Source organism: Streptomyces sp. NPDC044984, assembly GCF_040646935.1.
Classification (GTDB): domain Bacteria; phylum Actinomycetota; class Actinomycetes; order Streptomycetales; family Streptomycetaceae; genus Streptomyces.
In genome coordinates, this window is record NZ_JBEZBE010000055.1 from 22,017 (window position 1) to 34,364 (window position 12,348).

Here is a 12,348-nt window from a genome sequence, read left to right on the forward strand (position 1 = left end):
CCTGGGGGGAAGTCGACGGGACTATCGCCCGCGCGGCGCGAGCAGCGCGAGCAGACCGCGCACCCCCGCGTCGAAGGCGGCGGGGGAGCCGGAGGCGCGGGCCAGGACGTAGCCGCCCTGGACGGTCGCGACGACGGTCGCCGCGATCTCCGCGCTGTCGAGAACGGGCGCGAACTCGCCCCGCTCCTTACCCTCTTCGACGATCCCGGTGAGCCGCGCGCGCAGCCAGTCCAGGGTCTCGTCCACCGGGGCGCGCAGCGCGTCGTCGGCGATGACGTCCGGGTCCATGGTGAGCCGCCCGACCGGACAGCCCCGCAGGACATCGCGCTCGCGCAGCAGGTACGCCTCGATCCGCTCGTACGCCGTTCCCGGCCCGGCGAGGACCGCTTCGGCGGTGGCCCGCGTCTCCTCGGCGGTCCGCCGGATCGCGGCCAGCGCGAGGTCCGGCTTCCCCTTGAAGTGGTGGTACATGCTGCCCTGGCCCGCGCCCGACCGCTCCAGGATCGCCTTCGGGCTCGTGCCCACGTAGCCGCGCTCCCACAGCAGGTCGCGGGTGGCCTCGATCAGTCGTTCCGAGGTGCTCATGCCCGCACTGTACATACCAGTAGTTACAGAAGTCGAGTGCTCCTCGGCCGTCCGCGTACTCCCCGCGGGGTACGCACAGTGCCGTCGGCCGTACGACGCCCCGAACCCCCTCGCGGGAGGACGCTCGGAGAGGTCGCACAAGGAGCGACGAGACGGCGCATCCGAGGAGATGGACGATCATGCAGACCCTGGCGCACTTCGGCGACGGCGGGCCCGGCCCGTGGATCCTGCTCTTCCCCCTGATCTGGGCCCTGGTCATCGGTGGCGGCATCGCACTGCTGCGCCGCACGGTGTGGCGTGGACGCCGTGGCCCCGGCCCCGGACGGCCCGCGGCGGAGGACAACTCGCCCATCACGGTGCTCGGCCACCGCTTCGCCTCCGGCGAGATCGACGAGGACGAGTACTGGCGGCGACTGTCCGTCCTGGACGAGCAGTTCGGCCGGCACGGCAAGGACGGCGCGCGATGACGCTCTGAGACGCCTCGCCCCCGCTCACGCCCCGGCCGCGCCCGGCTTGTCGAGCAGGGCCAGCTCCTCCTCGGTCAGCCGCAGGGCGCCGGCGGCGATGTTCTCGGCGAGGTGCGCCGGGTTCGTGGTGCCGGAGACGGCCAGTACGTGCGGTCCCCGGTGCAGGGTCCAGGCGAGACGGATCTGCGCGGGCGTGGCGCCGTGGGCACGGGCGACCGTGTGGACGCGCGCGTCCCGCTCCGGCGCCGCGGCCGCCTCACGCCGGAGGCCGGAGAGGGCGAAGTAGGGGACGAAGGCGATGCCCCGCTCCCGGCAGAGGTCCACCAGCCCGCTCTCGTCGGAACGGCGCGAGTCGAGCCCGTACGCGTTCTGGACGCAGACCACCGGGGCGATCTCCCGGGCCTCGGCCAGGTGTTCCGGCCGGACGTTGGAGAGCCCGAGGTGCCGGACCAGGCCCGCCTCGCGCAGCACGGCGAGGGCGCCGAAGTGCTCGGCCACCGAGGCCCCGGGGTCGTTGACGCGCAGGTTGACCACGTCGAGGTGGTCCCGGCCGAGCCGGCGCAGGTTCTCCTCGACCTGACCGCGGAGCCGGTCGGGACGGGCCATGGCGAGCCACTGGCCGGAAGGGTCGCGCCCCGGGCCGACCTTGGTCACCACGACCACGTCGTCGCGCCAGGATGCGAGGGCCCGGTTGATGAGCTCGTTCGCGGAGCGCAGCGGCGAGAAGTAGAAGGCGGCCGTGTCGATGTGGTTGACGCCCTGCTCGAACGCGCTGTGCAGTATCCGGACGGCGGCGCCGCGGTCGATCGGCCTGCCGTCGGAGTTGCCCATCATGCCGTTGCCGGTCAGCCGCATCGCGCCGTAGCCGATGCGGTTCACCTCCAGGTCCCCGAGTCTCCAGGTCCCCGCTGCCGCCGCTGCGCTCACCGTGCTCCTTCACCCGTCGGTTCGTCAGGCTCCGGAGGGTAGGGGGCGCGGGGTGCCTCGACAGGCCGACGGGCTGGACGAAATGTCACATCCGTATCAGGAACGAACCGTCAGAGACCGGTCGTTGAAACTGTCGAAGCACCCGGTCGGCAGCGGCGCGCCCGTTGCCGGGGACCCGCGGGCCGGGAGGGAGCCGGGGGTCTCACCACCGGCTCCCCGCCGACCCGCCGGTCGCCCGTGTCAGCCGGGGACGGTGGTCCGGGCCGGGGCCCGGTCGGGGTGGTGGTCGTCGGGGGTGTGATCGACCAGGGCGACCTCCGCGAAGCGGTGGCCGGCGGGCTCGCCGGCCGTGATCCGCGGACGCCGGTCCCAGGCGGGCGCGGTGGTCGCGGCCGGTGTCGGCAGGGTGAACCACACGACCTTGCCGGACTCGCCGTCCGGCATCGCGCCCCAGCTCTCGCTCATCGCGGCGACCATCGCCAGCCCGCGTCCGCACGTGGCGAGCGGGCCCGCGTCCGCCAGGACCGGCAACCGCGGGTCGTGGTCGCGCACCGACACCTTGAGCCGGTCGAGCAGCAGCTCGATCTCGACGGTGCACGTCTTGTCGGGCTGGGCGTGCCGGTGGACGTTGGACAACAGCTCCGTCACACCGAGCGATGCCCGGTCTATCAACGAGTCCATATGCCAGTAGCGCAACTGCGCAGATACGATTCTGCGGACCTGGCCGATCCGCGACGGCAGGGCTTGGAGCTCCACCGCGCAGTGCCTGCTTGGGTGAGTGATCACGGCTGCGACTCCCCGACGTGAGGTCCGGAAGAACACGGAAGACGGATCCAGCAGGGCGCCTGCATGACACTGCCGCCTGCTGTCGTGGCCGGCGGGCTGGTTCGCAGCGTTATCGCCGGTAAACCCAGAGTGACGTGAGACCAGAGTGACGCAAGAGGTGAAGTGACGCAAGTCACGTGCATCTCAGACGCCGCGCCCCGACGCCCGGCGCACGGCCTCGATGAAACGGCGGGCGGCGGGCGGACCGGGTTCGCCCGGCGCGGGGTCGTGGTCGCCCAGGGTCAGCAGGTACCGCTTGCCGTTGAGGTCCGCGAGCGCCCGGTCCTCGGGGGCGAACCAGGGCCTGGAGGCCCGTACCGCCTGCACCGGCGCGCTGTCGATCTCACTGCCGTAGCTGGTGAGCAGCTCCAGCCGGCCCTCGCTGATCCGGACCTGGCCGGCCCGGGTGAGCGAACGCAGCCACTTGCCGATCCGCACGCCCGTGGCCGTGAACTCCGGCTCCGCCATGCCACCCGCCCCCTTGTGTGCGTCGGTGTGCCGGACCGTGCTCCACGGGCCGGCTCCTGCCCAGCTCCAGTGTGCCCCCGTACGGGGCCCTGCTCACGCCGGTGCAGTCTGCCCGCACCCGCCGCCGAGCACCAGTGCGCGCGCCACCGTTCCCCCGGGCCCGGGGTGCACTCGCGCCAATGCGCCCCCGTGCCGCCTCCTGCGCTCCCCAGGGGTGCCTTTGAGTGGCTCAAAGGTGTGTTTATGCAGGTGAGAGGCGGTGTGGAGGATGCTTATGATCGGGGTACCGGCCGCGCGAGACGCCGTCGGCGCTCAGCGTAAGGAGCCCCGCCGTGAGCACTCCCCGACAGACCCCGACCGGCGCCACCCTCGACGTCGACCACAGCGACGCCGCCTACCGGGCCTGGCTGAAAGAGGCCGTGCGCAGGGTGCAGGCCGACGCCAACCGTTCGGCCGACACCCACCTGCTGCGCTTCCCGCTGCCCGAGCGGTGGGGCATCGACCTCTACCTGAAGGACGAGTCGACCCACCCGACCGGCAGCCTCAAGCACCGGCTGGCCCGTTCGCTCTTCCTCTACGGGCTCTGCAACGGCTGGATCCGTCCGGGCCGCCCGGTGATCGAGGCGTCCAGCGGTTCCACGGCCGTGTCGGAGGCGTACTTCGCGAAGCTGATCGGCGTGCCCTTCATCGCCGTCATGCCGCGCACGACGAGCGCCGAGAAGTGCCGCCTGATCGAGTTCCACGGCGGTCGGTGCCACTTCGTGGACGACCCCCGCACGATGTACGAGGCGTCCGCCGCCCTCGCGGCGGAGACCGGCGGCCACTACATGGACCAGTTCACCTACGCCGAGCGGGCCACCGACTGGCGGGGCAACAACAACATCGCCGAATCGATCTTCCGCCAGCTGGAGCTGGAGCGGTTCCCGGAACCCGCGTGGATCGTCGCCACGGCCGGCACCGGCGGCACCTCGGCGACCCTCGCGCGCTACGTCCACTACATGCAGTACGACACCCGCATCTGTGTCGCCGACCCGGAGAACTCGTGCTTCTTCCAGGGCTGGACCACCGGCGATCCGGACGTCGCCTGCGACCGCGGCTCCCGCATCGAGGGCATCGGCCGGCCCCGTATGGAGCCGAGCTTCGTGCCCGGCGCGATCGACCGGATGATGAAGGTGCCCGACGCGGCCAGTGTCGCCGCCGTGCGGGCCCTGGAACGGGTCATCGGCCGCAAGGCGGGCGGCTCCACCGGCACCGGGCTGTGGAGCGCGCTGAAACTCGCCGCGGAGATGGTGGCGGAGGGCCGGCGGGGGAGCCTGGTGACGCTGCTGTGCGATCCGGGGGACCGGTACCTGGACAAGTACTACTCGGACGCCTGGCTGGCCGAACAGGGCCTGGACATCGCGCCGTACACGGCGGCGATCGAGTCCCTGCTGCGGACCGGCGTCTGGCCCGGCTGAGCGCGCCGGGGCCGCGGGCTACGCCCCGAGCCGGCGGTCCAGTGAGGTCACCGCTGAGCGGAACGCCCGCCCCAGCCCCGGCCGGGCGGCCCGCAGGGCGAGACGGAAGGGCGCCGTGCCGTCGGCCGCGAACGTCCACCGCACCCGCGTGCCCGTGCCGGCCGGGGTGAGCCGCCACTCCTCGGCCAGGGCACGGGCGCCCGGCGCGTTCGTCACGTCGACGCGATAGGCGTACACCTCGGACGCCTCGGCCAGGAGGACCGTCTCGCGGAACCGGGTGCCGCCCCGGAGCCGGATCTCACGCCCCGCGCCGTCGTCGAGGGGGCGGGCCAGCGTCACCGCCCCGAACCACTCCGTCCAGCCGGTCACGTCCTCGGCGAGCGCGCGGAACACCCGCTCGGGCGCGGCGGAGACCTCCCGCCGGAAGACCAGCCGTACGGGCGCGGTACGGACGAACTCGTGCTCCACGGGGCGCAGACGGTGGGCCATGGACACAACCTCCTCGACGGGCACCGGAACGGGCGGCGGGCAGAAGTCCCGTCAGATGTCCGCGGCCTCCGGGGGATCCTCGGGCTCGCCCGCCACCACCAGCCGCCGCAGATGCTCGGACACCTCCGCGCGTGCCCCCGCGGGCAGCCCGGAGTCCGTCACCATGGTGTCGACCTGCTCCAGGGACGCGAACGAACTCAGTCCCACCGTGCCCCACTTGGTGTGGTCGGCGACCACGACCACCCGCCGGGCCGACTGCACGAGACGCCGGTTCGTCTCCGCCTCCGCGAGGTTCGGGGTCGACAGCCCCGCCTCCACCGATATGCCGTGCACCCCGAGGAACAGCAGATCGAAGTGGAGCGTCGCGATCGCCTGGTCGGCCACCGGCCCCACCAGCGAGTCGGACGGTGTGCGCACCCCGCCGGTCAGGACGACCGTGGCCGAGCCCTGCCGGGCTCCCGGCGTGCGCTGCGCCGCGTGGAACACGTCGGCCACCCGCACCGAGTTGGTGACCACCGTGAGGTCGGGGACGTCGAGCAGGTGGTGCGCCAGCGCGAAGGTCGTCGTACCGCCCGACAGCGCGATCGCCGCGCCGGGAGCGACCAGCTCGGCCGCCGCCCGCGCGATGTCCTCCTTGGCGGTCGGCTCCAGGCCCGACTTGGCCTCGAACCCGGGCTCGTGCGTACTCGCCTCCACCACCGGGACCGCGCCGCCGTGCACCTTCTCCAGCACGCCCTGCCGGGCCAGCGCGTCGAGGTCGCGGCGGACCGTCATGTCCGACACACCGAGCTTGCGGGTCAGCTCGTTGACCCGGACCCCGCCCCGGCGCCGGACCTCGTCGAGGATCAGGGTGCGCCGCTGCTCCGCGAGCAGGTTCTGATTCTCGCTCACCTACGCTCCGGTCCTTTCGCCGCAAACCGCCCGACACGTCCGGCACCCTCTGCGACGAGCAGGTCTCCGCCCGTCATCGGTGCGCGGCCGTCCCATCCTCGCACGCCGTGCCCCGGCCGGCGTCACCGGTGGTTCGTCGCGCACATGCCACTGGTCTCCCGTATGTTGCTTGCTCGTCACGCGGATCGGGGAGATTGCGTGAGGAGAGGTGTGAGCCGTTCCGCCACGGGAGATCCTGTGCCCGCACGGACGGAGCCGACGGGGCGTCATGGGGGAAGTGCGAATCGGTGGAGAGCGCGCAGCGACACGGACCGGCCGAGGGGACCGAACGTCCCGCGACGCGGACCGGGGAGTCCGGGACCGCCCTGGAACTCCTGGTCCACGGGGTGGGCGGTACCACCCCCGAGGAGATGCTCGGCGACCCGCGCACGGTCCGGATCACCGGTGACGACGTCGCCGCCGTGTTCCGCCGCGCCGACGACGCCGACGCGGAGCGGCGACCCGACGGACGACGCGAGGACCCCGTCCCCGAGGCCTACGTCTGGTGCAACCTCACCTCGGGGAACGGCACCCGCGCCCTGTGGCTCCTGCTGCTCCCCTTCATGGTGGTCAACCTCGCCCACTGGATGCGCCCCACCGCCCACGGCCGCCGGCGCGCGGTCCGGCTGTACGGGCTGCTGGTGCGGCTGGCCGGACTGAGCCTGACGGTGCTGCTCGTCGCGGCCGCCTGCGAGGTCGCCCTCGACCTGGCCGCCTGGCAGTGCGCGGGCACACAGGTGTGCTCCGAACGGCACTCCTGGCTCGGCTTCCTCTCGCCCGGGACGTCCGGCGGCGGCTGGTGGAGCGCGCCGGGCCGCAGGCTGGCGCTCGCCGCCCTGGTGCCCGCCGCCCTCACCGGCCTGCTGTGGTTCCTGTCCCTGCGCACCTGGAGCGCGTACGAGTCCCAGCAGCCGATGACCCACGAACCCGAGCCCGAGGAGGACGGCGGGCGCACCGCGCTGGGCCGGCCCGGCTTCTGGTACGGCCGGCGCCTGGTCGCCCGGCTGCGCGCCGCGCACACCGCCGCCGGCCTGCTCACCGTCGCCGCCGCGGTCGGTTCCGCCGCCGCCCGCCACGACCGCGAGCCGGGCGGCCCGGCGGTCCTGGGCGTCCTCGGTGTGCTCCTGGAGGCGGCGCTGGCCGTCGGGGCGGGCGTCGTGGTGTGGGTGGTGTGCCGCCGGGGCCGCACCGAACGCCGGCTGGACGACGGACTCGACCGGCGCCTGGTGCGGTACCTGCCGCTCGCCGCGCTCGTCCTGCTCGCCCTCACCCTGCTCTACGCCGGGTGGGAGCGCCCCGGGTGGGAGTCGGCGGGCCGGCTGCCGGGCGACGCCGCCTTCGGCGCCCTCAACCTCGTCCAGGGCCTGCTGGTGATCGTGCTCGCCGGGGTCGCCCACAGCCTGCACCGCACCGACCCCGACCGGCGCGCCGCGATGCGGGGCCTGGCCGGACCGGCGGTCGCCATGCTCGCCTGCGCGCTGGGCGGCGTCATGTCCGGCGGCGTCTCCCAGCGGGTCTCCGACTGGCTGGACGGCACCGGGACCTCGATCCCCGGCCCGCCCGTGCTGCTCACCTGGCAGGCGTCCGTCATCCCGCCGCTGCTCGTCCTGGTGCTGCTGCTGTGCGCCCGGCTCGCCCGGCGCGCCTGGCGGACGGCGCGCGTGGAACGTGCCGCCGTGGAACGCGAGTACCCCGGCGAGACGGGCGACCCCGGCCGCACCCGCCGTATCGCCTCCGTGCGCGCCATGGCCACGCTCACCGACCGCGCACCGCGCGTCCTCGCCGTCACCTCCGCCGCGACCCTGCTGCTCGGCGCCGGCGCCCTCGTCGGCGCCCTGGCCACCGACAGGACACCCGGCGAGGCGGCACGGGGCTCGCACGCCGTCGTCCACGGCGCCGCCGAGACCGCGCAGGCGCTGGGCTCCTGGCTGATCGGACTCGGCTTCGTCCTCCTCGTCGCCTCGGGCCGCCGCGCCTACAAGGACGCCTCCGCGCGGCGCACCATCGGCATCCTGTGGGACGTCGGCACCTTCTGGCCGCGCGCCGCGCACCCCTTCGCGCCGCCCTGCTACGCCGAGCGCGCGGTGCCCGACCTGACCTGGCGCATCGCCACCTGGACCCGGGCCACCGGCGGCAGGCTGGTGATCTCCGGCCACTCCCAGGGCAGCGTCCTCGCCGCCGCCACGGCCTGGCAGCTGCCGCCGTCCACCCGCAGACGCGTCGCGCTGCTGACCTACGGCTCCCCGCTGGAGCGCCTGTACGGCCGCTGGTTCCCGGCCCACTTCGGCCCGGAGGCGCTCAGCTCCCTGCACCGGGAGGTCGACTGCTGGCGCAACCTCCACCGGCCCACCGACCCCATCGGCGGCCCGGTGCGGCTGCCCGGCGACCGCGGTCCCGACGTGGACCGTCCCGCGCTCAAGGACCCCCTCGCCTACGGCCGCACCGAGTCCCACCCCCTGCCCGCACCGATCCTCGGCCACTCCGACTACCAGGCCGACCCGGCGTTCGCCGAGGAACGGCGCCGGCTGCTCGCACGCCTGCGTCCCGGGGTGCCGGCACCCCGGGACACGGAGGAGCCCGACGGCGCTCAGGGCAGCGAGGGCAGGTCCTCGGCGTAGAGGAGGGTCAGGTCGGCGGTGGTCGGCTCGTCGAGCTGGGCCACCCGGCTCGCGTGCCGCTCGACCATCGCCTCGAAGGTCTGCCGCGCGGTGCGCCCGTTGCCGAACGCGGGCCCCTTGGGAATGTCGGTGAAGTACGCGAGCAGCGCCTCGTCGGCGCCCGGCGCCAGCTGGTACTCGTGCTCCTCGGCCTGCTGCCGCACGATCCGCAGCAGCTCCTCGGGGCCGTAGTCGCCGAAGGTGATCGTCCGTGAGAAACGGGACGCCACACCCGGGTTGACCGACAGGAACCGCTCCATCTCGGCCGTGTAGCCGGCCACGATCACCACCACCGCGTCCCGCTGGTCCTCCATCAGCTTCACCAGCGTGTCGATCGCCTCCTTGCCGAAGTCGCGTCCGGCGTCCTGAGGGGAGAGCGCGTACGCCTCGTCGATGAACAGCACGCCGCCGCGCGCCTTCTCGAACGCCTCCTGGGTGCGGATCGCCGTGGAGCCGATGTGCTCGCCGACCAGGTCGACCCGGGACACCTCGACCAGGTGTCCCTGCTCCAGCACCCCGAGCGAGGCGAGGATCTCGCCGTACAGCCGGGCGACGGTGGTCTTGCCCGTGCCGGGGGAGCCCGTGAACACCAGGTGCCGCTTGACCGACGCCGCCTTCAGGCCGGCCCGCTGCCGGCGCCGGCCCACCTCGATCATGTCGGTGAGGGCGCGCACCTCGCGCTTGACGCTCTCCAGGCCCACCAGCGCGTCGAGTTCCCCGAGCACGGCCTTGGACGTGCGGGTCTCCCGCTCCGGTCCGGGGGCGGGAGCGGGCGGTGCCGGTTCGGCCGTCCGGGCGGCGGGGACCGTGCTCAGCAGGCCGGTGGTGTGGCTCACCGCCTGCACGGCGGCCGGCTCCGGTGACGCCGCCGGCTTCAGGCTCCCGCTCTCGTCGCTGGTGCAGTCCTCCACGACGGGACCGCCCGAGCCGGACGCCGCGTCGCCCTCGGCGAACTCGTACCCACCGCGCGCGCAGCGCTCCGTACGGCACTTCCGCAGTGTCGTGCGGCTGCCGTCGATCACATGGAAGCCGTAGCCGCCGCTGCCCGTGACCCGGCAGTTCACGAAGGTGCCGCGGCCGCCGGCGGAGACGTAGACGCCGGCCTCGGCGGGGGAGCCGACGGTGCAGCGCTCGACGGTGGGGTCGGCGCCCTTGGTGACGATCACGCCGGTCTGCACGCCCTCCAGGGAGCAGTCGGCGAGGGTGCCGCCGCTGCCGTGGTCGCGGAACCAGGCGCCCGTCGCCGCCTCCCGGATCCGGCAGTCGTCGAGCTGCGCGGTGGCACCGTCGCTCACCGACACGGCCGTGTTGCGCACCTGCGTCAGATCGCTGTCGACGACGTCCACGCGGGAACCGCGGTCGAGCACGAACAGGGCGTCCGGCACGTCGTGCACCCGGCAGGAGTCCAGTACGGCGGTGGCGCCGTCGCTCACCCACACCGCCGGGTAGTCGCCGGTGCTGTCGAAGATCTCGCACTGGTTGGCGTCCACGCGCGTGCCCGGGTCCCACACCGACAGACCGTTGCGGCCGAACTGCCGCACACTGGTGCGGGTCAGGGTGAGCACCGAGCGGGACCGCAGGTCGACCGCGTTCTCCGGGACGTCGTGGATCCGGCAGTCGGCCAGGGTCAGCACCGCGTCCGTGTCGAGGGTGATGCCGTCCCCGGTCGTCCGGTGCACGTCGCAGTCGGTGAGGTGGGCGGTGGCACGGCCGCTGACCTGGACACCGCTGCCCCGCACCTCGTAGACCTCGCAACCCACCGCCTCCAGCGCCGAGTTCTCCCCGGTCGAGGTCAGTCCCGAACCCGAGGCGTGGTGCACCCGGCAGCGCTCGAGGCGGGGGCGGGCACCGCCGCGCACCGCGACCCCCGCCTGCCCCGCGGCGACCACCTCGCACTCCTCGAACACCCCGCCCCCGCCGTCCAGGACGGCGATGCCAACGCCCGCCGGATTGTCGACCGTGCAGCGGCGCACCGTGGGCCGGGCACCGCCGCGCACCTCGATGCCGGCCGCGGACCGGGTGACCACGCGTATGTCGCGCAGCTCCGGGGTGCCCCCCTCGACCAGCACGGCCGGGGCGGTCGCGTCCTGCCCCTCCACGTGCAGGTCCTGGACCACCGCCGAGGCGCGCACGGTCAGCGGAACGCCGTCCGGGGGCGCGATGCGCACCGAGCCGGGTGAGCCCTCGGGGCCGCGCAGGGTCACCGCCCGCTGCACGACGAGGTTCTCCCGGTAGGTCCCGGGAGCGACGGTGAGGACGTCGCCCTCGGCCGCGGCCTCCAGGGCGGCGGCGAGCGATGCGTACTCACCCGTGCGGCGCCGCCACCGCGATGTGCCGGTGTGCGTCACCTGGACCGTGCCCTGTGCCATGGCGTAGCTGTGCCCCCACCTTGTCGTACGTGGCTCGTTCGCGCGTGTGTCGCCGCCGATCGGTTCGGCCGGACCACCGTAGCGTGCGCGCGGGCACCGGGTTGACCAGAGCCGTGACGTCGGTCAGCTGCCGGTCCCCGTCCTGCCCCAGTCCGGGCCCGCCTTGTCCCATGCCCGGTCCCAACGCGCGTACCGGCGGCGGAGCATGCGCCGGACGGCCAGCCGTCTGGAGCCCTCGACGAGGGCCGCGGCCACCAGGGCCGCGCCGACGCCGGCGAGCACGGCGTGCGTCGTGGCCGTCGCGGTGTCCAGGGGGCGGGCCACCGTGGTCCCGTGCCCGTCGGTCCATATCCGGAAGAGGTCGCCCGGCCGGGGGTCCTCCAGGCGCGTCGGTACCGGCCCGCTCCGCCCGGTGCCGTCCGGCGCGGTCCAGTGGGCGAGGACGCGGTGGCGCGGATCCCCGCCGGCGGAACCCTCCGGGTCGGCGGCCGACGGGGACGGATCGAGCTTGCGCACCACCGTGGCCGTCACCAGGTGACGGGACTGGTGCTGGGCGCGGACGGAACGCTGCAGGGCGTCCTGGGCGGCGCCTCCGGTGAGCAGGCCGGCCACCGGGGCGGCGACGAGGACGAGCAGCAGCGCCGCGAACGCCACCCAGGCCTCGGCCAGGTCGGTCCCGCGGCACAACGGGTTGTGCCGCCAGCGCCAGAGTCCGCTGATCGCTCGCACGGTCCGCGCCCCCTTCCCCCGCGGGTCCTTTCACGGATCTCTCATGGATCGCTCATGAAAGGCCAACGCGCGAGCCCGGGGTCCGGTTCCCGCGCCCGCGAGGGGAACCGCGGCGTGCGGACCTCCGCGCCGGCGCCGGTGCCTCCGTTCCCGGCGCGGACGGCCGGACGGCGGCGGCCGGAAGTCCGGCGGCGTCCCGCACGAGGCGCGGCGGTCGGCGCCGTCCGAGGCGGAACCGCGTTCTCCCCCCGCCGGGCGGAAATCCGATTCCCTCCCCCCGGGGGCAGCCGGAAGCGGCCTCGGGGCCTCCGGCGAATCGGATGCGGGCGGGCATGCCCGCGGGGCCGTCGTGCCGTCTGCCCCGCCCGGTCAGGGCCAGGGCGTGATCGGGTTCGCGCTCGTAGACGGAGTCATCAACATTGCCCGTTGATTCGCCGTGTCGGAC

Annotated in this window: 11 protein-coding genes and 1 pseudogene; 3 read left to right on the forward strand and 9 right to left on the reverse strand. The window is 74.2% G+C overall.

Translation table 11 applies throughout. From position 1 onward, the window contains the following. Nucleotides 1-21: 21 nt before the first annotated feature. Complete coding sequence (locus AB0A94_RS35790; RefSeq protein ID WP_361750811.1) at nt 22-600, reverse strand: TetR/AcrR family transcriptional regulator; 579 nt, start codon at nt 598-600, stop codon at nt 22-24. A gap of 164 nt (nt 601-764) precedes the next feature. Here AB0A94_RS35790 and AB0A94_RS35795 point away from each other — a divergent pair, with 164 nt between their 5' ends. Next, nucleotides 765-1,052, forward strand: a complete 288-nt coding sequence (locus tag AB0A94_RS35795; RefSeq protein ID WP_361750813.1) for an SHOCT domain-containing protein — start codon at nt 765-767, stop codon at nt 1,050-1,052. Nucleotides 1,053-1,076: 24 nt separating this feature from the next. Here the strand turns inward: AB0A94_RS35795 and AB0A94_RS35800 are convergent, their stop codons facing one another. The 3 genes from AB0A94_RS35800 to AB0A94_RS35810 form a co-directional block, all read right to left on the reverse strand. Beyond that, on the reverse strand, nt 1,077-1,979 hold the full coding sequence (locus AB0A94_RS35800) for an aldo/keto reductase (RefSeq protein ID WP_361750815.1): 903 nt from the start codon (nt 1,977-1,979) through the stop codon (nt 1,077-1,079). Between the two features lie 240 nt (nt 1,980-2,219). After that, nucleotides 2,220-2,765, reverse strand: a complete 546-nt coding sequence (locus tag AB0A94_RS35805; protein WP_361750817.1) for an ATP-binding protein — start codon at nt 2,763-2,765, stop codon at nt 2,220-2,222. A gap of 183 nt (nt 2,766-2,948) precedes the next feature. Further along, complete coding sequence (locus tag AB0A94_RS35810) at nt 2,949-3,272, reverse strand: hypothetical protein (RefSeq protein ID WP_361750819.1); 324 nt, start codon at nt 3,270-3,272, stop codon at nt 2,949-2,951. Nucleotides 3,273-3,604: 332 nt separating this feature from the next. On the opposite strand from AB0A94_RS35810, the gene AB0A94_RS35815 reads away from it, so the two are divergent. Further along, on the forward strand, nt 3,605-4,729 hold the full coding sequence (locus AB0A94_RS35815) for a PLP-dependent cysteine synthase family protein (RefSeq protein ID WP_361750820.1): 1,125 nt from the start codon (nt 3,605-3,607) through the stop codon (nt 4,727-4,729). Between the two features lie 18 nt (nt 4,730-4,747). Here the strand turns inward: AB0A94_RS35815 and AB0A94_RS35820 are convergent, their stop codons facing one another. Both AB0A94_RS35820 and AB0A94_RS35825 read right to left on the reverse strand, forming a co-directional pair. Next, the gene (locus AB0A94_RS35820; protein ID WP_361750822.1) at nt 4,748-5,218 is read right to left on the reverse strand and encodes an SRPBCC family protein; all 471 of its coding nucleotides are present in this window, start codon (nt 5,216-5,218) and stop codon (nt 4,748-4,750) included. A 51-nt stretch (nt 5,219-5,269) separates the two neighbouring features. After that, nucleotides 5,270-6,109, reverse strand: coding sequence for a DeoR/GlpR family DNA-binding transcription regulator (locus tag AB0A94_RS35825; protein WP_361750824.1), 840 nt, complete (start codon nt 6,107-6,109; stop codon nt 5,270-5,272). A gap of 410 nt (nt 6,110-6,519) precedes the next feature. On the opposite strand from AB0A94_RS35825, the gene AB0A94_RS35830 reads away from it, so the two are divergent. Next, nucleotides 6,520-8,766 carry a hypothetical protein gene (locus tag AB0A94_RS35830; protein WP_361750833.1) on the forward strand — a complete coding sequence of 749 codons (2,247 nt, stop codon included), beginning with the start codon at nt 6,520-6,522 and terminating at the stop codon, nt 8,764-8,766. On the opposite strand, the gene AB0A94_RS35835 is transcribed toward AB0A94_RS35830, so the two are convergent. The 3 genes and pseudogenes from AB0A94_RS35835 to AB0A94_RS35845 form a co-directional block, all read right to left on the reverse strand. Next, nucleotides 8,736-11,174 carry a right-handed parallel beta-helix repeat-containing protein gene (locus AB0A94_RS35835; protein WP_361750826.1) on the reverse strand — a complete coding sequence of 813 codons (2,439 nt, stop codon included), beginning with the start codon at nt 11,172-11,174 and terminating at the stop codon, nt 8,736-8,738. The genes AB0A94_RS35830 and AB0A94_RS35835 overlap by 31 nt on opposite strands. A 123-nt stretch (nt 11,175-11,297) precedes the next feature. Further along, on the reverse strand, nt 11,298-11,903 hold the full coding sequence (locus AB0A94_RS35840) for a hypothetical protein (protein WP_361750828.1): 606 nt from the start codon (nt 11,901-11,903) through the stop codon (nt 11,298-11,300). Nucleotides 11,904-12,255: 352 nt separating this feature from the next. Next, nucleotides 12,256-12,348 (reverse strand): annotated as a pseudogene (locus AB0A94_RS35845) (histidine phosphatase family protein); the annotation flags it as partial.